Annotated in this window: 24 protein-coding genes and 2 pseudogenes; 25 read left to right on the plus strand and 1 reads right to left on the minus strand. The window is 34.9% G+C overall.

Annotation, left to right across the window (positions count from 1 at the left end; translation table 11 throughout):
• Nucleotides 1–180: 180 nt before the first annotated feature.
• The 21 genes and pseudogenes from ABWP20_RS13935 to ABWP20_RS18495 form a co-directional block, all read left to right on the plus strand.
• Nucleotides 181–1,983: a MutS-related protein gene (locus tag ABWP20_RS13935; RefSeq protein WP_353096581.1), complete on the plus strand. Its 1,803-nt coding sequence runs from the start codon at nucleotides 181–183 to the stop codon at nucleotides 1,981–1,983.
• 413 nt (nucleotides 1,984–2,396) lie between these two features.
• Nucleotides 2,397–2,645: an RNA polymerase sigma factor gene (locus ABWP20_RS13940; protein ID WP_353096582.1), complete on the plus strand. Its 249-nt coding sequence runs from the start codon at nucleotides 2,397–2,399 to the stop codon at nucleotides 2,643–2,645.
• 15 nt (nucleotides 2,646–2,660) lie between these two features.
• Nucleotides 2,661–2,909, plus strand: coding sequence for an RNA polymerase sigma factor (locus tag ABWP20_RS13945; RefSeq protein ID WP_353096584.1), 249 nt, complete (start codon nucleotides 2,661–2,663; stop codon nucleotides 2,907–2,909).
• A gap of 287 nt (nucleotides 2,910–3,196) precedes the next feature.
• Nucleotides 3,197–4,075, plus strand: coding sequence for a hypothetical protein (locus tag ABWP20_RS13950; protein ID WP_353096585.1), 879 nt, complete (start codon nucleotides 3,197–3,199; stop codon nucleotides 4,073–4,075).
• A 24-nt stretch (nucleotides 4,076–4,099) separates the two neighbouring features.
• Nucleotides 4,100–4,336, plus strand: a complete 237-nt coding sequence (locus tag ABWP20_RS13955; RefSeq protein WP_353096586.1) for a hypothetical protein — start codon at nucleotides 4,100–4,102, stop codon at nucleotides 4,334–4,336.
• Between the two features lie 6 nt (nucleotides 4,337–4,342).
• The gene (locus tag ABWP20_RS13960; protein WP_353096587.1) at nucleotides 4,343–5,080 is read left to right on the plus strand and encodes a hypothetical protein; all 738 of its coding nucleotides are present in this window, start codon (nucleotides 4,343–4,345) and stop codon (nucleotides 5,078–5,080) included.
• 291 nt (nucleotides 5,081–5,371) lie between these two features.
• Nucleotides 5,372–6,742 carry a sodium-dependent transporter gene (locus tag ABWP20_RS13965; RefSeq protein ID WP_353096589.1) on the plus strand — a complete coding sequence of 457 codons (1,371 nt, stop codon included), beginning with the start codon at nucleotides 5,372–5,374 and terminating at the stop codon, nucleotides 6,740–6,742.
• 185 nt (nucleotides 6,743–6,927) lie between these two features.
• Nucleotides 6,928–7,130: pseudogene (locus ABWP20_RS13970) on the plus strand (transposase); the annotation flags it as partial.
• 328 nt (nucleotides 7,131–7,458) lie between these two features.
• The gene (locus tag ABWP20_RS13975; RefSeq protein ID WP_353096590.1) at nucleotides 7,459–8,127 is read left to right on the plus strand and encodes a hypothetical protein; all 669 of its coding nucleotides are present in this window, start codon (nucleotides 7,459–7,461) and stop codon (nucleotides 8,125–8,127) included.
• A gap of 52 nt (nucleotides 8,128–8,179) precedes the next feature.
• Nucleotides 8,180–8,338, plus strand: coding sequence for a hypothetical protein (locus ABWP20_RS13980; protein WP_353096591.1), 159 nt, complete (start codon nucleotides 8,180–8,182; stop codon nucleotides 8,336–8,338).
• Nucleotides 8,339–8,587: 249 nt separating this feature from the next.
• Nucleotides 8,588–9,199: a TetR/AcrR family transcriptional regulator gene (locus tag ABWP20_RS13985; RefSeq protein ID WP_353096592.1), complete on the plus strand. Its 612-nt coding sequence runs from the start codon at nucleotides 8,588–8,590 to the stop codon at nucleotides 9,197–9,199.
• On the plus strand, nucleotides 9,196–10,377 hold the full coding sequence (locus tag ABWP20_RS13990; RefSeq protein WP_353096593.1) for a PEP/pyruvate-binding domain-containing protein: 1,182 nt from the start codon (nucleotides 9,196–9,198) through the stop codon (nucleotides 10,375–10,377). Before ABWP20_RS13985 ends, ABWP20_RS13990 begins: the two co-directional genes overlap by 4 nt.
• On the plus strand, nucleotides 10,374–11,765 hold the full coding sequence (locus tag ABWP20_RS13995; protein ID WP_353096595.1) for a PEP-utilizing enzyme: 1,392 nt from the start codon (nucleotides 10,374–10,376) through the stop codon (nucleotides 11,763–11,765). The genes ABWP20_RS13990 and ABWP20_RS13995 overlap by 4 nt, the downstream gene beginning before the upstream one ends.
• Entirely contained in the window at nucleotides 11,758–12,297 is a 540-nt protein-coding gene (locus tag ABWP20_RS14000; protein ID WP_353096596.1) for an MFS transporter, read from the plus strand. Before ABWP20_RS13995 ends, ABWP20_RS14000 begins: the two co-directional genes overlap by 8 nt.
• Nucleotides 12,298–12,331: 34 nt before the next feature.
• Nucleotides 12,332–12,865, plus strand: a complete 534-nt coding sequence (locus ABWP20_RS14005) for an MFS transporter (RefSeq protein ID WP_353096597.1) — start codon at nucleotides 12,332–12,334, stop codon at nucleotides 12,863–12,865.
• Nucleotides 12,866–12,956: 91 nt separating this feature from the next.
• Nucleotides 12,957–13,115, plus strand: a complete 159-nt coding sequence (locus ABWP20_RS14010; protein ID WP_353096598.1) for a cysteine-rich KTR domain-containing protein — start codon at nucleotides 12,957–12,959, stop codon at nucleotides 13,113–13,115.
• A 525-nt stretch (nucleotides 13,116–13,640) separates the two neighbouring features.
• Nucleotides 13,641–13,865 carry a hypothetical protein gene (locus ABWP20_RS14015; RefSeq protein ID WP_353096600.1) on the plus strand — a complete coding sequence of 75 codons (225 nt, stop codon included), beginning with the start codon at nucleotides 13,641–13,643 and terminating at the stop codon, nucleotides 13,863–13,865.
• Nucleotides 13,866–14,490: 625 nt separating this feature from the next.
• On the plus strand, nucleotides 14,491–14,730 hold the full coding sequence (locus ABWP20_RS14020) for a DUF6870 family protein (protein ID WP_353096602.1): 240 nt from the start codon (nucleotides 14,491–14,493) through the stop codon (nucleotides 14,728–14,730).
• Between the two features lie 136 nt (nucleotides 14,731–14,866).
• Nucleotides 14,867–15,472 (plus strand): recombinase family protein, encoded by a 606-nt coding sequence (locus tag ABWP20_RS14025; protein WP_353096603.1) that lies wholly within the window; start codon nucleotides 14,867–14,869, stop codon nucleotides 15,470–15,472.
• 20 nt (nucleotides 15,473–15,492) lie between these two features.
• Nucleotides 15,493–15,603 (plus strand): hypothetical protein, encoded by a 111-nt coding sequence (locus ABWP20_RS14030; RefSeq protein WP_503012541.1) that lies wholly within the window; start codon nucleotides 15,493–15,495, stop codon nucleotides 15,601–15,603.
• A gap of 537 nt (nucleotides 15,604–16,140) precedes the next feature.
• Nucleotides 16,141–16,224 (plus strand): annotated as a pseudogene (locus tag ABWP20_RS18495) (IS200/IS605 family transposase); the annotation flags it as partial.
• 195 nt (nucleotides 16,225–16,419) lie between these two features.
• On the opposite strand, the gene ABWP20_RS14040 reads toward ABWP20_RS18495, so the two are convergent.
• Nucleotides 16,420–17,304 (minus strand): LysR family transcriptional regulator, encoded by an 885-nt coding sequence (locus ABWP20_RS14040; protein WP_353096605.1) that lies wholly within the window; start codon nucleotides 17,302–17,304, stop codon nucleotides 16,420–16,422.
• A 108-nt stretch (nucleotides 17,305–17,412) separates the two neighbouring features.
• On the opposite strand from ABWP20_RS14040, the gene ABWP20_RS14045 reads away from it, so the two are divergent.
• The 4 genes from ABWP20_RS14045 to ABWP20_RS14060 all read left to right on the plus strand — a co-directional run bounded on the left by ABWP20_RS14045 (nucleotide 17,413) and on the right by ABWP20_RS14060 (nucleotide 21,150).
• Nucleotides 17,413–18,432, plus strand: coding sequence for a YeiH family protein (locus ABWP20_RS14045; protein ID WP_353096606.1), 1,020 nt, complete (start codon nucleotides 17,413–17,415; stop codon nucleotides 18,430–18,432).
• Nucleotides 18,433–18,539: 107 nt separating this feature from the next.
• Nucleotides 18,540–18,815: a hypothetical protein gene (locus tag ABWP20_RS14050; RefSeq protein ID WP_353096608.1), complete on the plus strand. Its 276-nt coding sequence runs from the start codon at nucleotides 18,540–18,542 to the stop codon at nucleotides 18,813–18,815.
• Between the two features lie 147 nt (nucleotides 18,816–18,962).
• Entirely contained in the window at nucleotides 18,963–20,315 is a 1,353-nt protein-coding gene (locus tag ABWP20_RS14055) for an MATE family efflux transporter (protein WP_353096609.1), read from the plus strand.
• Nucleotides 20,316–20,397: 82 nt separating this feature from the next.
• A complete protein-coding gene (locus ABWP20_RS14060) occupies nucleotides 20,398–21,150 on the plus strand; it encodes an acyl-[acyl-carrier-protein] thioesterase (RefSeq protein WP_353096610.1) in 753 nt (250 codons plus the stop codon).
• The last annotated feature ends 485 nt before the right edge of the window (nucleotides 21,151–21,635 follow it).

The raw sequence follows: 21,635 nt of genomic DNA on the forward strand, positions 1-21,635 counted from the left end.
ATTAACTTAAGTAGATTTTCAAATATAGGATTTTTCATGAAACTTTATTAACCAGTTGACTTGGAATGTTATAATTAAGTATGCTAGAAATATTAGGGAATACAATTGATAAAAAATCAATTAAGATATTAACCTATAGATAAGCTTAGAAAGTAATTAAGAACAAAAGGATGATTTAATATGATCAAAGATAAATTTATGATAAGAATACAGGAACAAAATGAAAATATTAAAAAATATAGTAATATATCTAGCTTAGTTAGTACTATTAGATTTATAATATTTTTAGGGATTATAGCCATTACATATGGAATTATTAAGATAAATTATAAATCAATTTATGTGGTTATAGATTTTGTTTTGGCAATGATATTTGTTGCCTTAATAGTATATCACAATATAATTAAAGATAGATTGAATTTTGCAAAAGAGATTATAAATATAAATAAAAGATATTTAGCTAGAATTGATGGGGATTGGGTTGATTTTAAAGATATTGGAGAAGAGTTTATAAATAAGAAGCATAGATATTCCTTTGATTTAGATATAGTAGGTAAAAAGTCTTTATTTCAGTTTATAAATATAGGGAATACATGGAATGGCAGAAAGATATTAGCAGAGACTTTGCTGGAAGCTAAATATGATAAAGATGAAATATATCTGAGACAAGAAGCAATAAAAGAACTTAGTAATAAACTAGACTTCTGTCAAGAGTTGGAATATTTAGGTGGGAAGCATAAAAAAGAATTGCAAGACCCAGAAAGGCTAATAAAATATGCAGGAAGTAAAGAAAGGTTGATAAAATCACAAGGGATAAGAGAGTTAATTCATTTTCTCCCAATATTTTTTATACTATTATCTGGGATAATTATAATATTTAAAATTAAGAGAATATATATATTAATTCCCATGTTAACGTTATTTCAATTTTTATTATGGATGATAAGATTTGGAAGAATTAATGAAATCATAAGGCCAGTAGGGAGCTTTAAATATAATCTAGAAACCTATGTAGATATACTCGAGTTATTGGAGAAGGAAAAATTTGAATCTAAAAAATTAAATGATATTAAAGAAGTATTATTTAATGAAAAGTACTCATCCACATTAGCGATAAAAGAGCTAGATAAGATTACGGAAAGAATTAATTTAAGACATAATAATGCGTTGATATATCTAATATTTAATGGACTATTTCTATGGGATTATGAATGTGTTTTTCTATTAGAAAATTGGAAAAATAAATATGGGGTAGAAGTTAAGAAATGGATTAAAGCCATAGGAGAAATTGAAGCTTTAATGAGTTTAAGCGTTTTGATGCAAATAGATGAAGGAGTTTCATTTCCAACTATTGATGATTCCAGATTGAGGGTAATGTCAGAAGACCTAGGTCATCCACTTATAAGCAGTAATGATAGGATATTAAATAATATAGAAATGGATAATAGTATTTTTATTATTACTGGATCAAATATGTCGGGGAAAACAACATTTTTAAGAACTATAGGTATAAATCTAGTATTAGCATATAGCGGAGGATCTGTATATGCTAGTAAGATGTCATGTCCAATACTGGATATATATACATCTATGAGAGTAACAGACGATTTGAAAAATGGAATATCAACTTTTTATGCTGAACTTATTAGAATTAAGGGTATCATTGATGCTGCAAATGAAAATAAAAATATTATATTTTTAATTGATGAAATTTTTAGAGGAACAAATTCTGAGGACAGAATACTGGGTGCTAAAAATGTTCTTGGAAATCTTAATAAATTAGGGATAATCGGAGCAATAACTACTCATGATTTAGAATTATGTGTATTGGATAAATACAATAGAATAAAAAATTATCATTTCTCTGAACAGTATAAAGATAATAAAATACATTTTGATTATAAAATTAAACTAGGTAAATCAACATCAACAAATGCAAAATATTTAATGAAATCAGTAGGAATTGAAATACTAGAAGATTAGACGAAAGCAAAAAGTTTTGTTTTATTTCAATTTATAATCTAACACATAATGACTTAGGGTTTTTCAACCAGTGATACTCTCAATCAAAAAATACAAGGACTAAATCCATGGAAGTATTGAATTTTTATTATTTATATCCTCTAGGCAAAACTTAAATAAGCCATACTAAATTAAACATTTAAATTCCAAATAATGGTATAATAGAATTAGATATCATGGGGAGGAATTTAAATGGTAAAGCATTATGATGAACTGTTAAAAAACAAATAATCTCTTTATATGATAATCAGAAATTATTACCAGAGGCTAATAAAAAATATGATCTCACTAAGTCAATGTTTACAATAGGAAATAAGCAATATAATTTAGACTCTTTCTATGTTAATAGTAGTAAAAATAAAGAAGAAAATGAATTGAATAATCTTAGTCAAGAAGATAAAATAGCTTACATCTATGAAAACTATCAAAGTAAAATGTTTGCTATTGCGAAGTGGTATACATGGGATGGGTATTTGGCTGAAGATGCAGTATCAGATCCTTTTATTGATATTATTCAGAAAATTGAGGAAATAAAATTTAAAAACTGTTATAAAATGCCTTCCATAATTAAATATATAGTGAAAAACAATGCAATTGATATCATTCGTAAACGAAATAGATAGATATACGTAGATAATATGGAAATATTTAATATTAGGACTCAAGACGTTTATCAACTAGAAGATTATAAAGGCATAGATTATATAAAATTGGTACCCGAGAAATACGGACATGTTTTAAAATTAAGAATTTTTAAAGATAAGACTCATCAAGAGATTGCAAGTATACTCAACATCAAGGAAGTAACGGTAAGGAAAAGATATGAAAGAGGTAAAAAACTTTTAAAAAATGAGTTAGAAAAGATGAATACTTATGATGAAGAATAGAAAGTGGTCGATGATTCTGAAACGCTATATATTGCATAAGCATTGAAGTTGGAATGACTTAGAAGAAAGAACTAGCTAATAGCATTGATAATTTTGAAAAAGTGTCACAAATCGAGCATCTTAAACGAATTATAGATAAGAACATAGAAGAGATATGTTCTTGAATAAAATTAACAATAGAAAATTATTTAGAGTTTCAAAAGATTATTGGGTTAAAAGAAAGAAGGTGAGATTGTTAATTTATCGTTAATTATTAAATTAACAATAATGTTTAAGGGGGTATAAACATGAGAATTAGTTTTAACAGAGCTATGAAATTATCATTATTGATGTTGATAACTATTTTATTAGGGAGTTTTACCTCGGGAATCGTTTATGGTAAAAATATAGAGAATGTAACAGGGGATTATGAAGTGTATGAAACAACTGAAATTCCTATGAAATTGAATCCAGGAGAAGTAATTAAATTCATAAGTGATAGAGAATATATCATTTTAGAAGAAGGTTCAGAAGAAGAACTTGAAGTAATTAATGAAAATACCGTAATAGATGAAGCAAAATTAGCTGAAGAGGAAGAATTGATAAAAAGTATTCTTGAAGAAGCGAAAAGCTTGCCAAGGATAGAGATCCCAATGCCAAAACCTGAAAAGGGTATTGTGGTTACCTACAATAGCATGGGTACTCTTTGGGAAATATGGTATCCTGATAATGGTTCAACTTGTGACGGCAAGTGTGAAAATGTTCCTAGTTTTGTAACTGAACTCAAAAAGTGTCGTACTGATTATAAAGCATTAAAGATAGGAACGACTTTGTCTGATGGAACTTATGAATATGGTGATAATATTATAGTTATTACTTCCCGTCATGTTTTAGGCACTGGAATTTTTACAAATTTTACTGATGAAAAGGGAGAAGCAGGAATATTAAGTAAGGGTGATTGTGCTACAAAAGGAGATATTGATAATCCGAAAACTGGAACAAGTATAAAGACAAGAAGATTAAATAAATCAGGTGATCCCGTAGGTGATCAGATTACATTAACAAAGCGAGATAACGGATGTTTACCTGATGCTGTACTAGATGTTTGGTATACTGGTGTTAAATATTACGGATTCGAATGGTCAGAAGACTTATCATTTAATGGTAGATATTATTATGAGAAATAATATCTGATTTTGGGAGACGGATAAATGAAAAAACATAAAAAAATTTTATTTATATGTGCTTTAAGTTTAATATTAATAGCTGCTGCCTGTGAAAAAAGCAAACAAGGGGTTAGTCAGAAAAATAATAGTTATCTATCTATTTCATCTACAAAATATGTGAATGGAAATGATACGAATGATGGTATGGAGACATCAATAATATTATTTGATATTCAGGAGAGAAAGGAGGAAAAAATAAATTCCTTTGACTATACTTCTTAATATCCTTTGGGACTATATTCAAAGGCAGATGGTTGCGTATATTACTCTGCAAAAGATAATGATGTATCCGGAGATCAACTTTTTGCCTATCATATTTCAGATAACAAAGTTGAAAGGTTAACAGACAGTCTCTTTGCCATTAATTACATTCTCCCAAGAAAAGAGGATATAATTCTTGCCTCCTATGATAAAAAAAGAAAAGAACTTAAATTTATTAGCGAAGATGATGATATAAATATAGAGTGTATTGGTTTTGATAATTCAAACGGAGAAAAATACTATACAGCAGAGTATTCAGAAAAAGAAGATTTTGAAAATCGTGATAACTTTAATACAAGAAAGGTTAAAAGCCATGTTGCTCCTGTCCATTCTATCTATGAATATGATAATAACGAGAAAACCTTAATTTACAAAACGGATAATAAGATGATAAGTGCAATAACAGCAAATGAAAATTATGTTTTGTGGAAGGAATATAATGAATCCTTCTTAGGGCCTTTTACACTTAAAATGTTAGATTTAGAAACAAAAGGTATAGAGGAAATAAACATAGATGGAATAGGAACTGTATCAGAGTTGTCATTAAATCCACAAAATACTGGCTTTTATTTTTCAGGTGTTTTAGAGGGAGAGGAGAAGCGGGGAATTTATTACTATGACTTAAATACGGAAACCATAGAGGAAGCTATTAGACAAGGACAAAATGAATTCATCAATAATTTTATGATGATGAAGAGCAATTAGACATTAAAATATTTAAAATGTAATTGGATATGAATATTCAGATTTTACTATTTGAAGATAATTAGTTAGCAACAGAAAAATCGATTGGGAATAATTCTCAATCGATTTTTCAATGTTATGTGACTAAATTAATCCTATAGATTGCTTGTAAAATCCAATCAGATATCGGCAAAAACTTTGACAAAAAATAAACTTACAGAATAGTCACAATATTCATTTACTTTAGCATATAAATATAGTATAATCATTTAAACTTACAAATATAAATGAAAATACTAAAGGAGGGATATCATGGATAATAAGGTTAATAATCAAGAAGGAAGGGGATCCTGGGGGTCTAGTTTTGGTTTTATTATGGCTGCTGCAGGTTCTGCTGTAGGTTTAGGCAATTTATGGAAATTTCCATATTTGGCAGGGAAAAATGGTGGTGCTGTATTTGTCGTAGCATATTTATTGATAGTTATATTAGTTGGATTCACCATGATGTTAGGAGAAATGATTATAGGTAGAAAAACACAACTTGATCCATATGGGGCATATAAAAAGCTAAATAAAAATTGGGGATTTTTAGGCTCCATTGGGATTTTAACCGCATTTTTAATTTTATCTTATTATAGTGTAGTTGGTGGTTGGGTTATAAAATATATTGCAGCAACTATGACTGGAAAAATCGGAGCAGATAAGGCAGCATATTTTACAAGCTTTATAGGGGCGCCAGTAGAACCTTTAATTTATCATGGAATTTTTATGTTATTGACAGTGGCTATAGTAATTAAAGGAATATCTGGGGGAATAGAAAAGGCAAGTAAGGTTATGATGCCAGCGTTGTTTGTAATGTTAATTATAGTAGTTATAAGGTCAGTTACCCTTAATGGTGCTTCCGCAGGTCTTGCATATTATCTAAAACCAGACTTTAGTAAATTTAATGCAGGTGTTTTAATTGATGCATTAGGGCAGGTATTCTTCTCATTATCCCTAGGAATGGGTGCTTTAATCACTTATGGTAGTTATTTAAAGGGAGATGAAAATTTAGAGAAAAATGCTCTAATAATACCTGGATTAGATACAGCAGTAGCATTATTAGCAGGATTTGCTGTTCTTCCAGCAGTATTTGCCTTTGGGTTTGAACCTGGCCAAGGTCCAGGGCTTATGTTTATTACACTACCAGCAGTATTTGAGGCTATGCCTTTTGGAGCATTATTTGGTATGCTTTTCTTTGTTTTAGTATTCTTTGCAGCTCTTACTTCTGCCATTTCCTTACTTGAAGTATCGGTAGCATATTGTATTGATACTCTTAAATGGAGCAGGTCCAAGGCTGTTTCTATTACATCAATAATAATGTTTATTATCGGTATATTTGCTTCTTTATCCATGGGACCAATGGCAGATTTTCATATTCCATTATTTAATAGAGGTGTTTTTGATACTTTAGATTTCTTTACTTCTAATATATTAATGCCTATAGGTGGATTTTTAATGGCAATATTTATAGGATATATCTGGGGTGTAGATGAAGCTATAGCTGAAGTGAAAAAGAGTCCAGGAGTAGCATTTAAACTTGAAAGATTTTGGACTATATTAATTAAATATGTAGCACCAGTGGCAATATTTATAGTATTATTAAGCTCTCTAGGGCTATTGGATAAAATCTTTGGAAATTAAGCAATATATAATAAAAAACTGTATCAAAATTTTATTTTGATACAGTTTTTTATTATGTTTATGAATATCACCCGCTTAGCGGGTGGTTCCAAAGAGCTTTTAGCAGTGAACAGAAAAAAGAAACCTCCTTTGATATAATAGAGTTAGGTCTGACCAACCAAACTTAATCAAAGGAAGCATCCATAATGGATAATAATAGTTTATCACATATCAAATGGGATTGTAAATATCACATAGTTTTTGCACCGAACTTAGTGTATCAAGTTTCATGTGATATTTGAAAGGAAAAAGTAGCTTAATGATATTCGATAGACATGCCAATTTAAAATATAAATATGGAAATAGGCATTTCTGGTGTAAGGGATATCATGAGCCAAACGTATTAAGAAAACTACAAAACCCCTTATTCTATGCGGGGTAAGGGAATACCAAGACAAAATATGAGCTATCACATTACACAGGATACCGCCCATGAGGACAAAGGGGCGGTATTTCTGTATGCGGATAGCGGAACTTCGGGCTAACTTGGCTCGAAGTAGAAAGGAAGGATTGCAAATATCCCGTTGGGCTTGATTAAAAAATCAGGCCCTTTTTTGTTGCCATAAAACAGACAAGGAGAAAAAGCACATGGCAAAAAATGAGCCAAATAGGCCGGACGAAGTAAAAACTGCCATGGGATAGGAGGCCATAGAAGAAGAAAAAAACACTCCGCACCCATGCCAGAGGTTAGCGGCGAAACCTCAGCCCCGGAAAAGATCGCCGAGGAAACAGCGGCACTTACCCATGAGGACGGAGCTACCCTGCATGAAACCGATAAGGACGGGCCGGAATCACCTGACCCCATTGACTTTTCTGTCCCCGGTGATGTGGTAGTTTCATTTGACAAAATTAATGAGATTGTTTTGGGAAAACAGGCGTCGGTAAAAGAAACGGAAACAGTAGGCACCACAGATAAAAAGGCAAAGCCAGAAAATCATACCCCGGATAAGGGAAGAAACCCAAAAGGTCGTCCACCTAAAACTGCCGAAAAAACAGAAAAAAATCCTATCCGCCTTGCCAGACAGGAAAAGCCGCCCCTTGCCCCAGAACTGTCGTCCGAACCGAGGGAAGCGCCCCGCCCCGGTGAACAGTCCATCACGCAGATGGTAGAGGACAACACCAATCAGCATGAAAATATCCTGCCCAGTGAACGGGCCAAAGTCCTGCAAATGCAGTTGGAAGCCATCAAGAAACAAGGCGCGCGTATCGGCAATGGGCAACGCCCCAACGAGGTAGTAGCAGAACGCAATAAAATGACGGTGAAGCAGGTTCAGCGGTATATCGCCATTGCCATTAGAGGGCTAGCAGTCGGTTCCCTCACTCTCACAGGCACAGCGTATGCATGACCTTGACCAAAAAGAAGCTGTTAAACCCCGATGTGATTGATGGAACGGAATCATGTTAGAAGAAAAAAAGGAGGCAAACAAAGTGATTATTTCAAGTCAGAAATTGAGCCAGTATTTCGGTAAGGAGAAAACACCCCGCGAAATGAAGGATACCATTATGAAGCTGCTGGAGGAAAACAAGGGGAAACTGAAAGAGGTTTCAGCTCCCTAAAAGAAAGCAGAACAGGAGAAATAAGCACTTCAGGTCAACTTGGCCCGAAGTCGTAGGGTTTGGGGAAGGCACTCCCCAATAAGCAATTTTTGAAATTTTCCCGTACGGGAAAATTTCAAAAATGTGCAAGTGTCAATAAATTTGCCCTGCTTACTGGTTAGTGGCAGAACTGAAATGAATCTTTTTCTATCATTATGAAAAATCAATCTTGACAAGTGACCGTTGGTCGCTACAAGGAGGTATCATCACATGCCAAAAGGAATTATTCTTACACCTGAACAACAAGCAGCGCGTCGGGAAGAAATAATTGATGTTGCTTTGCGGCTCATAGAGGAAAATGGATTTCAAAAAACATCAATGCGGAAAATCGCAGTTTCAACAAACATGGGAAAGTCCAGTCTGTATGATTTTTTCAAGACAAAAGACGAGATCATTGTATACGTAGTTGAGAAGAAAATAGAAGAAACCATTCAAAAAGTTCAAAGAATTATTGCTGATGAATCCTCGCCGGAACAGTGCCTTAGAAAAATTATGATGAATCATCTTGAAGTACCAAAGCAGTATCGAACTGTGCTTATGTGGTTAAATGCAGAATCTGACTATTTAGAAGAAGAATATCGAAAGCGGCTGAAAACTGCGCGTTACTCATATCAGGATATTATAAAATCCGTGATTGAACATGGAGTAGCTGCAGGCATTTTTCGCAAAATGGATGTTGATCTCATAGCACGGTTGCTGATTAATTCCATTTTAGCAATTGTATACACGTCCCGACCGTCAGCCAGTCCAGAAAAAATGCTAGAGGAAACAATGAATATATTTCTACACGGAATTATGAATGGTGGAGGTGAAAAATTATGATTTATTATATCCCGCCCTTGGCACATAAACAGGCAACCATTGAAATAGTCGGCGGAAAAGGTATGTCTTTATCAAAACTCTTGACAGCGGGCATCCCTGTGCCGGACGGTTTTCATGTTACGACTGCCTCATACCAGATTTTTATTGAAATGAACCATATTCAGCCTAAAATTAATAAGCTGCTAGACGGTATTGATTCCAACAATACTAGCCAGCTTGAAGATGTATCTAAGCAAATTGGAACACTTTTCCATGATGGAGAAATGCCGAGGGAAGTGTCGGCGGCAATTAAAACCGCTTATGCCGGATTAGGGAATTTCGCTGTGGCAGTCTGTTCCTCCGCGACCGCCGAGGATTTGCCTGACGCTTCTTTTGCGGGCCAGCAGGAAACTTATCTTAACATACAGGGTGAGAATGAAGTCCTTACCGCTGTAAAGCGATGCTGGGCTTCCCTGTGGACAGCTCGCGCGATTGCTTACCGCGTGAAGAATGATATAAAACAGGAGGTTGTTGCGCTTGCTGTAGTCGTACAAAAGCTTGCGTTTTCCGATGCGTCCGGCGTTATGTTTACGCTAAACCCTATCAATGGCAGATGTAGCGAAATGATTATTAATGCTGTATGGGGGCTTGGTGAAGCAATGGTTTCCAGCTTAGTCACCCCCGATACAATCGTTGTGGATAAGAACGCCGAACGAATTGTATCGTATGAAGCGGCAAACAAAGAGATTATGACGGTTCGCACCTCAAACGGAACGGAAGAAATCCCAGTTCCTGAACGGTTGAGAAAAAAACATGCTCTTACTCGCGATCAAGTCATGCAACTGACACAGCTTGGGCAAAAAATTGAGAAGTATTATCAAATTCCTATGGATATAGAATGGGCACTGGAAAAAGATAAATTGTATATTGTTCAGGCTCGCCCCATTACTGTCTTGCCGCCGGAATGGGTATTGCCGGAAAAAGATGTTATCTACACAAGAGGCAGTCTGGCAGAACACTTGCCAAATCCCGTTACACCCTTGTTCGCCACGCTTGGCCTTGAAATTGTCAACCGTGTATCGGCGCTTTTATGGGTAGATATGTTTGATAAAAGCGCAAAAAGCTACTGCCGGAAAATGGAGCATACACGATTATTAATGGATATGTCTATCTTTCCGCTAAGTCAAAGCCATTTTTGATTGCCGTCAAATCCCTTTCGCCCCGCTCTTTGCGTCGAACGCTCAAGAATAGCGTTGCACGTTGGGAAGCGGCTCGAAAAGAATTTGAAGATGTGATTAAACAATGGGAAGAAAAGCCCCTGCATACGCTGAATGCCCATCAAATAATGGAAGGTATTCAGAGCGTATTTTATGCCGCGTGTATTTATTTTACAAGGATTCAGCTTACATTGCCCGCCGCCTCTATTAGCGAAACATTATTTACAAGATTATTTCAGAGAGCGGCCCGCCGAGCCGGTATGACAGATACTTCCGTTTTCCTGCTTGGGTTTGATACGATTGCTCTGCAATCGGAAAAGAATCTATGGAGCCCTTCGGAATGGGCAAAGCAAAATAACACCCTAGACCTTTATCTGCAAAACAATCCGACAACAAAGATAGCAGAAGATTTCATTTCCTCGGTTCTGCCTGCCGGAGTTTCGCAGGAAGCATGGATAGAATGGAAAACCCGAATCAATCAGTATTTCAAAGAATTTGGCCGTACCGCTTATGAATTTGATTTTGCGTATTCCACACCGCAGGAAACGCTTATGCCTACCCTTGAATCTATAAAAATATTTGTGGAAGGAAAAGGGGAAAGTCCTTTTTTACGCCAAGGCACATTTGAAAAGCGCAGGAAACAGACAGAAGAAGAGATCTTACAGCATATAGGCGGCTCGCGCAAAAAACTGTTTTTTAATCTACTTCATTGGGCACAGGCAACCACTCCCATGCGTGAAAACGCTATTTATTTGATGGGAATGGGGCATCCATTAATTCGCCGTATGTTTCAGGAAATTTCAGAACGCTTCATACGCGGCGGAGCTATTTCACATCTGGATGATATTTACTGGCTCACAAAATTGGAATTGGAATCACTCATAGCACAGTTAGATAAAAATATTCCTTTATCTGATGTGAGCGGGGCGATACCTGCGCGAAAAGCGGAACTCAAAAAGTATCGGGGTTATGTGCCGCCAGCTCAGTTACCTGAGAAGAATGCAAAAAGCATATCAAAGGCACCGCAGAAGCGGAAAGACGGGAAACTTATGTTGACGGGCATTGGTACCAGTACAGGAGTTGTGACGGTTCCCGCCTGTGTACTGAATAGCCCGGCAGATTTTGAAAGCTTCCAGCCGGGAAGTGTGTTGGTTGCCGTTACCACAACTCCTGCATGGACACCTTTGTTTGCCTCCGCAAGTGCGATTGTAACGGACATTGGCGGTCCTCTCAGCCATTATTCAAGTATTGTCGCCCGAGAATATGGCATCCCTGCCGTCATGGCAACACACATGGCTACGCGAACCATCAAGAGCGGACAAATGATAATGGTGGACGGGGCTGCGGGAACGGTGACGATCAATGAATAAAAAGCCTATGTTCGCCTTGAAGATTGCTATCTTTGTGATTGCGTTAGGATATAGCCTAATACTTCCAGTTATGCCGTTTTACATGGAAAACCTCAGTGTGGGAGGCAGGGAACTCGGCTGGTTTACTTCCGTGTATGCACTGACACAAACAGTATGTGCCCCGTTTTGGGGAGTGTTATACGACCGAATTGGCAGAAAGCCGATTATCAGCGTTGGTATTATATGCTATGCCATCAGCTTGTTCCTATTTGGTTTGGCTTCCTCCTTTTGGACGCTGTTTATCGCCCACAGTTTATCTGGTATTTTGTCATCCGCTACGTCCGTTGCGTCTGGGAGATTCCAGTTCGGAGCCGCAATGAGTGTAGGCGTAATGATATGGCCGTTATTAGGCGGCGTTCTTGCGGAGTATTCGCTTGCGCTTTCATTCTTTACAGGAGCCGGAATTTCATTTATCGCCTTTATATTAATTGTAACGATTTTACCGGGGGCAATCGAGCGGATCAGTACAGTCGCACAAAATAGAATCCTTTGATTTTTCATATCTGAGAAGTATGCTTCTTTGCTCCATGGGAATTATTCTGATACTTATATTCATCGTGAATTTTTGTCAAACCGGCTTTCAAGGTATTACGGGGCTGTATGTCGTTGATAAGTTTGGGTTTACCACTGAGCAAGTTGGTGTTATTTGGATGGTGATGGCAGGTGCTTTGATTGTAGTACAAGGATTTTTGACCGGACCTTTAGAAAAAAAGACCGACGAGAAGCTACTAATATTGATAGGCGTATTTTGCAAAGTGTTGGTTGCTTTTGTTATGGTGTTGACGTCAGACTTTGTCAGTGTGCTGGTGGTTTTCAGCCTGTTCGCGGTATCTTCCGCTATTACGGTACCTACACTAAACGCAAGTCTTTTAAAAGTAGCCAATCAGCACAAAGAAACACTCATGGGATTTGCCAGTACCGCCGGAAATCTCAGCAAAGTCGTTGCCCCTCTGTTATCTGGGTATCTGTATGAAAGTAATATTGAATTACCGTATATTATTATGGGATATATAACTCTAATCGGAGCAGCTATTTGCTTTATGTGGATAAAACGGAAGTAGCAATATTACAAGTTTTCAGATTTCATCATACTACACTAAAAGTTTAAGTACAGTGAGGTGATATATCATTTTAAGAAAAGAAGAATGGTTGTTGTGTCCAATCTGCAACAGCAAAACGAGAGTAAAATTGCGGCATGATACGGTGCTAAATAATTTTTCCTTGTTTTGTCCCAAGTGCAAACATGAAACAATTATTAATGCAAAAAAACTGAAGATATCTACTATAACAGAGCCAGACACTAAGACGTAGAGCCGATAATCGTGAGTGAAATCACAATTACCGGCTTATTTTATTTTTAGGTTTCTTGCCGTTGTTATTGCGGTATATCCAGCCTGACGACGGTTTTGAAATGAAAAATCAGAACCACCATCTTTCTTTTTCAAAATAATGATTACGGAGGGTATGATAAGTGCGCCCTCTTTTCTATTGGGTGGTTTTGGAAATGGAGGTTTTCCATGTATCTGAAGTCGATTTTTGTTATCATGGAGGGGCCGCTACTTCTTTGTAACGGCTGTATATAGCAGAAGTTTTTTTCTGCTTAATTTTAAAAAATTACAATTAAAACCAATCCACCAGTACGGTCATTTTTCATTCGACACCTATTGTATAATTTTGCATCTAGGTGTTTTTTTGTATCCTTTTTTCATTGATAATGCATGGGACAAGCCATATCACTTCGGGGCAACTTGGCCCGAAATTCAGCCCTGCTGTCGTTCCCCTCCTGCTCCATTTCGATTCACTATTTCCTAAAAAATCGAAATGGAGGAACGGCCTATGGCTAAAATTAATCTGCGGAATTATTACCCGTTTTATAATTCAGACTTTTTTGTTGAGATACCTGATGAAATCAGGGACGCTTTGCTGGAAGAGGAACGCTTAGAGAAGAATTACATTCACCGCCACTTCTATAACAAAGCCCACTATTCACTGGACGCTGACGACGGAATCGAAAAGGATATTCTTTTTGTATCCCTTTTTCCTTGTGAGATTTACGAATGAAAAATTACTATCGAACTACTACACTCCGCAATCGCTTCCTTACCGGACAAACAGGGAAAACGAATTTACACCACTACATACTTGGCATGAGTAAGTTGGATATTGCACGGGTAGAGCGCGTAAATGAAAGCGCAGTCAGAGATACCATTGAAAGAGGATTAAAAAACATGGAGGAATTTTTGAAAAAAGTATAACTATCTCCTGCGAATGTGCCTTTCAAATCATATGGCTATTAGAAGGAGTTTCTTCTCCATCTGCTGCTCCTTGACAATTGAATACCGATACCCGGATACGTCCAATCAAAAGGGAGTCGGGCCACGGGGGACGCCAGAACCGCCCCGTTGAAAGGGGGAAAGACCAAACGGAGCGTGAGCGATTTCTATCTACTGAGACAAGACTCTATCTACTGAGACAAGACAGATATGGCAATCTGCTCGGCGATAATCTTTTGATTGATACAAATGATACTTACAGTTTGAACGCTTTACAGCATTGACTGTCGCGCCGCTTCTTTCTGTCTTATGACAAGGTGACCTATAACGGTGCGGTATTCTCCCTAGTGATGATAAATGGAGATTTGAACTTCGGATCAAGTTGGCCCGAAGTGTGAGGAAAGATTAACACAATGCAAGATGTTAATATTGCCACAGTGGATAAATCACAGTTGACAGATGTTAGCGGAATCAACTTTGATAACAGCCTGCCTCAAAGGGAACGTGCGGCACATATTTTGAAGCAGGTAAAAAGCTCTTACTGTTTCCGCCATGGAGATACTGCGGTAAAGGTAGAGTTCCCGGAGAACGGCCCATCCTTGCAGGGTGAATTACAAACTTTCTTATACGTCAGAAAAGCGGCCTGTAATTGATCATGTCACTTCAGGGCAACTTGACCCGAAGTAGGTAATATCAGTTATCTAACGGTATTTTAAAACCCTCGACAACATTGTTCGCTTTATGCTGAAATGGTATAATATAGGTGTAATGTGATAGAAAGGAGGAAACATGGCACGAATCAAAAACAGGGAAACAAATACTGCTGTTTCTCAATTTTCGTATAATCCTACACGCTGGAATTTTTCAAAATATATCCGGTTATCCAAAGAGGACTTGAACCGTGGTAAGGACGACAGCAACAGCGTTATCAATCAAAAGAAACTGCTTGATGATTATTACAGGCAACGCCTTGATGAATTTGAAAGCACTGAAACCTGCGTTGATGACGATTGCACAGGTATAGACACCAACTGGGCAGATTTTCAAAGACTGTTAGCCGACATTTACGCGAAAAAGGTAAACTGCGTAATTGTCAAAGACCTTTCCTGCCTTTCCCGTAACTATACGGACGCAGGGAGCCTGATTAAAAATTTGTTTGTTCAGGTGAATGTATGCTTTATCAGCTTGGCAGAGAGCATAGACAGTTATTTGAACCCTGACAGTGTATCCAGTATTCTTGTTCCTATAACGAATGTAATGAACGACCAGTATTGCTACCAGACCTCAAAGAAAATCCGTCAGGTATTTGACTACAAGAAACGCAATGGGGAATTTATCGGTTCCTATGCCCCCATGGCTACATCAAAGACCCCAATGATAAACACGCTTTGTTAGTAGACCATGAAGCTGCTGAAGTGGTAAAGCAGATTTTTTCCGTGTGTCTAAGTGGTATGACCGTCAGGGCTATTGCGAATCATCTGAACGACCACGGTATTATGTGCCCTTCCGTTTACAAGCAAAGTTAGAGATTAAAGTACAAATGCCCCAACGGACAGACACAGCCTATGCACTTTAAAAGCACAAGGCTTGAAGCGGCTGTACTCTATGCAATCCGGCAACAGGTACATCTTGCAGTCAGCTATTCCGCTATTGTATCAAAAATCAACTTGACCCCGCTCAAAAAAGCCAGTTGATACGGCTGAATGAACTGATTACCTCAAAAGAAAAAGAGTTTGCCAAAATCATGCGGTACAAGCAAGCACTTTATCAGGACTGGAAAGACGGTCATATCACATATAATTGATTACCGCCACATGAGTGAAGATTATGAACAGCAAAATGAAGCCATTAGCATCGTGATTGCCAATCTGAAAAAAGAGCGGGACGAACTGGAAAATGGAATTGACACCGAAAATCCTTTTTTAACAACTTTCCGAAAATACGAGAACATCGACAAGCTACGCAGCATTATCCAGTATATCGAAGTCAACTCGCATTTACAGGTAGGATAAGACACCTACACATTAACAGAGCTTGTTGGTTTTCCTAATATATAACACTCATATGTAAGTACAGTAGGTAGAAATAAAAAAGTAATTGAGGAGTATATAAAGAAACAATTACAAGAAGATATAGAATATGACTAATTAAGTATGAAAGAGTTTGTTGATCCATTCACTGGGGAAAAAATAAAAGGCTAGACAAGAAAAAAGCCTCTTTAGGGTTTGCTTGAGAAAACAAAGCGGTTGTCAGACCTTTCAATGTGTCTTAAGACACAGCAAGTACCATGTTTTTATAGGGCTAGAGCAAACCACCCATTTTACGGGTGGTCATGATTATAATTATTTTATTGAAAGAAAATAATTACACCAATGAAGGTATTCAGTATAGTGGAGACTATCTTTTAGAAAAACAAAGTTAAATTCTCGTTCTACATCAAAATCCTTTAGATTTATTTTTACAAGGCTGCCATTGGCAAGATCTGCTTTAACTGCTTCTTTATATAAAAATGTAATTCCTAGATTTTTTTTCACCAATTCCTTTATTACATTTATATTTCCGATTTGAGTTATGTGTTTAAAGCTTTTCATTGTAATATTATGCTCGTATAGAATCTGTTCAAAAATATCCCTTGTTCCAGAACCTTTCTCTCTAAGAATTAAAGGTTCATTAAAAATATCTTGAAAAGAAATATTTTGATTTGCAAAATAATGTTCAGGAGAGCATACTCCTATAAAGCTCTCTTGTGAAAAAAATATTGAATTATATTCTGATTTATCGAAATGACCTTCCAGTATGGCAAAATCAATCTTTCCATCTCGTAATTTATCCAATAATACCTTAGTATTTCCAACTTCCATTGTAACATTAATATTTGGAAAATCTAATAATAATTTTGAAAGTAAATTAGACATTGTATATTCACCAATTGTAAGAGTCGAACCAAAGGTTATGGGGTAATTGCCATGCTGAGGAGATGATAGAATAAGTTTAATCCTATCTGAACTTGTTTTCATTGCAAGGGTATAGTTATATAGTATTTCTCCAGCCTCAGTTAATTCTAAATTTTTACCAATATAATTAAATAATTTTACATTATAGCTATCTTCCAAATATTTAATATGCTGAGATACAGCTGGTTGAGTAATGTGCAAAATTTCAGCAGTCTTTGTATAATTTAATACCTTACAAAGCATTAGGAAAGTCTTTAATCTAAAATCAATCATAATATCCTCCATATATAAGTTATATTTATTGATATATAATAAATCATAATTTGATTTTATACTAGATTGGCAATAGAATCAATAGTATAAGATGATAGGAGGTTAAATATGAAAATTATAAAAAAATATCTATCAGGAATTATACTAACAGTAATTTTAGCTTATGCGGCCATAATTATTAGTGATTTTATTCCAGGAAAACTTATTAGTGCAGGAGTATTTTCATTACTTTTAGGTATGGCTATTAATCCAATTGTTTCAAATTATAATATCTTTAATGATGGAATGAGTTTTGTCTCTAAAAAGATATTGAAGTTTTCTATTATTTTAATGGGTGGAACTTTAAGCTTTTCTCAGGTTTTTGAAGTTGGAAAATATTCATTATTTGTTATGATATTTACATTATTTACTGCATTTGCAGGAGGATATTATTTAGGCAAATTATTTAAAATGAATTGGAAGCTTTCTGGTCTTATTTCAGCAGGGACTGGAATATGTGGAGGCTCTGCGGTTGCAGCCATTGCACCTACCATAGATGCAGAACCTAATGATATAGCTTATGCAATTTCTGCAACCTTTATATTTGATATAATTATGGTAGTATTGTTCCCCATAGCTGGAAAGTATTTTGGAATGAGTGATTTAGGATATGGCTTATGGACAGGGACAGCTGTAAACGATACATCATCTGTTGTGGCAGCAGGATATGCTTTTTCAGATGCAGCAGGGAACTTTTCTCTAATAGTTAAACTTACAAGAACATTATCAATAGTACCAGCAGTGTTAATATTTTCATTTATCAATGAAAGATTAAATTCTAAAAAAGTTACAGGATTTAATATGGAAAAAAGAAATATTAATTTGAAAAAGATATTTCCATGGTTTATAATGATGTTTTTAGTTATGGTTGGTATAAAGAGTTTAGGTGCTATCTCAGATTTAGCTAGCAGCAAAATCTCAGTTGTAAGTAAATTTTTTATGGTAATGTCATTAGGGGCAATTGGATTAAAAACAAATTTTAAGGAAGTATCAAAGTCTGGTTTTTTACCAATGCTACATGGATTTATTATATCTGCCCTTGTTGTAGTAGTATCATTTGCAGTGCAGATGTTCATGGGAAAAATTTAAATTAATATTTAAGTTCCGTATAAAAATCACATAAAAAACTCCTTTATAAGAGAAGATATTAAGAGAGTATTTAAATAATATTTAATAATTATAAAGGAGGCAGAGGTATGTTATTTAATAATATTATCGAAAAGAGGATTGTCAAAGATGGAGTCCACAAATCTATATTGGAAATGACAGCAGATGATTATAACAAGGTATATGATGGTGAATATAGTGAAAAAATAGCTTCTGAGATTATAAATCATCATCTCAATAGAAGGGGAGATGATGGAAGAGCTACTAATGTTCAAATTAAACATGAAGATGACAGTAATATGGTGAGGATTTATGCAAATATTAATTATTTAGGAAATGATCATACGGAATATGGAAGACGATAATGAATAAAGGTACTCAAAGGTTTGAGTGCCTTTATTCATTATTAAAGATTTAAGGAATGAGTATATCTAATTTAAGGGAAATATTGTATAATAAAATAATGAAATCAACTAATATATTTATTTAATATAATATACTGGAGGTAATAAATGAAACAAATTTTGAAGAATAAAAAATTTTTACGGGACATGCTGGCAATAGCAATTCCAATCGCATTACAAAACTTAATAACATCTTCACTAAATATGGTAGATACCTTAATGATATCTGAATTAGGTAAATCTAGTATCTCAGCAGTAGGTCTAGCAAATCAACTGTTCTTTTTTTATTCTTTGATTATTTTTGGAATCAATAGTGGTTCTTCAATTTTTATTTCTCAGTTTTGGGGAAAGAAGGATATAAAAAGTATCAAGAAAGTATTGGGATTAGCGGTGAGTCTAAGTGCTTTGGCAGGATTTATTTTTACTATAGTAGCTTTCTTTTTTCCAGAAATGATTATGAAATTTTTCATTGATGATGAAACAGTAATCAAATTAGGATGCGATTATTTACGAGTAGTATCTTTATCTTATATAATAACTGGTATAGGGTTTGCTTTTAGTATAGCATCAAGAAGTATAGAGAAACCTGAAATGCCTATGATAGTTTCAGCTATATCCTTTATAACTAATACAATATTTAATTATTTACTTATTTTTGGTAACTTTGGTTTTCCTGAGTTGGGGGTAAAAGGTGCGGCTTATGGAACATTGATTGCAAGGATAGTTGAAATTAGTTTTATTTTTTACTTTGTATATACAGGTGTAAAGCCTCTTGCAGCTAGTTTAAGGGAATTAACAGATTGGACAAAAGAGTTTGTTAGCAGATATTTAAAAACTACTTATCCTGTAATAATCAATGAAGCATTTTGGGCATTGGGACAAGTTATGTATAATGTAGCATATGCTAAAATAGGAGTAGAAGCAACTGCAGCAGTCCAAGTCGCAGGGACTATTCAAAATATTTTTTTTGTACTGGTCAGAGGGTTAGGCAATGCGTGTACAGTTATGGTAGGCAATAAAATTGGCGCTGGAGATGAAGAAGAAGCTTATAGCTATGCAACACAATTTTTAACTATGTCAACATTAATAGGATTAGTGTTGGGGGCAGTATTAAGCCTAACACCAGACACGACTTTAAAATTATTTAGAAATCTTGAACCAGATGTATATAATTTATCTAGGAAACTACTATTTATTTCTGGACTCTTTTATTTTATAAGAACATTCAATTCTACATTGATTGTTGGAGTGCTTAGGGGTGGTGGTGATACTACATTCTCTATGTATCTTGAAATGGGCTCAGTATGGTTAGTGGGAGTTCCTTTAGCGTTTATTGGAGTATTATTGCTTAAATTACCTGTTCACGTTGTTTTTATTTTGGTTTCTGCTGAAGAAATAATTAAAGCAGCTATAGGACTACCTAGGGTTAAATCTAAAAGGTGGATTAGAAATGTAACTTAAGATTTACTTTAGTTAAATAATTTTATTTAATATATAGGTTAATAATATATTTGTTAATATTCTTGGAGGAGTTGATAAACGAATGGTTAAATATAAAAAAACATTTAGGATACCCTATTATGATGCGGATAAATATAGACGGGCTACACCTTTGGCTATGCTCACATATTTAGGAGAGACATCGGGAGCACATACAGAACATATTGGATTTGGAGTTGATAAACTGCAAAGTTTAAATTATTGTTGGATGTTGAACCGCTGGAAAGTTAAGATCAATAGATATCCAAGTGTAAAAGAACAAATAACAATTGAAACTTGGACTTCTAGTATAGATAGGTTCTATGCTACTAGAGAATTTATTATATATGATGAAAAAGAAATAGAAATAGGAAGAGCTTCTACAGTTTGGATATTTATAAATATGGAAAAGAAGAAACCAATGAGAATACCAACAGAGTTTATTGAAATATCAGATATTGTAGATGAGAAGACATTTGATTATTTTTATGACTTTAAAAAGGAAGCAGAAGTAGAAGAATATATTGACTTTTATGTAAGAAGATTAGATATTGATTATAACAATCATGTTAATAATACTAAGTACCTTTCTTGGATGTTGGAAAGCATTCCAGAAGATGTTTATGAAAACTATATGTTAAATGAATTTGAAATTTTATATAAAAAAGAAACGACTTATGGAGATACAATATTATCTGGCAATAAGAGAATAGATATGAATGGAAATATGCTCCAATATTTTCATAAGATTTTAGATAAAAATAATAAAGAAATTCATTCATTAGGGGTAACTAGTTGGGAAAGGTTGAAAAAATAAGTTAGGTTCTATACCTAACTTATTTTTTATGTGTGCCCAGCATGTGCAACAACTTAGTGGTGAAAGTCCAATACTCCCCGAACGCTATACAGTAAATATGGCGGTTACATGGGAGGAAGGTTGTTGTTCTTACCTGGGGAGGTCTCATGGACATGGGAAAACAGAGTATGAACCAAAAACCTTCGGAAGTTAGGAGTAGCTTGGGGAAATAAATTAATTATTTACCTCCTACCCGATTTTTGAAGTATTTATAATGATTTTAGAACTTAAAAAGATTCGATTAAAACATACTGTATCTTATATTTTTCTATGACATTTAATTACGTTTATGCTATGAAAATGTATTATATTCTAGAAATTTAATGAATTATATCATGGATTGTAGCATTTTTATTATAAAAAAAGGATTTATAACCTTCTTTCTAGAATGTTTATAGCGTTAATCATAATTCATAACGCTTGAAATCACTGTATCTTACACAGTG

The sequence above is a fragment of the Tissierella praeacuta genome (assembly GCF_040396155.1).
Lineage (GTDB): Bacteria > Bacillota > Clostridia > Tissierellales > Tissierellaceae > Tissierella > Tissierella praeacuta_A.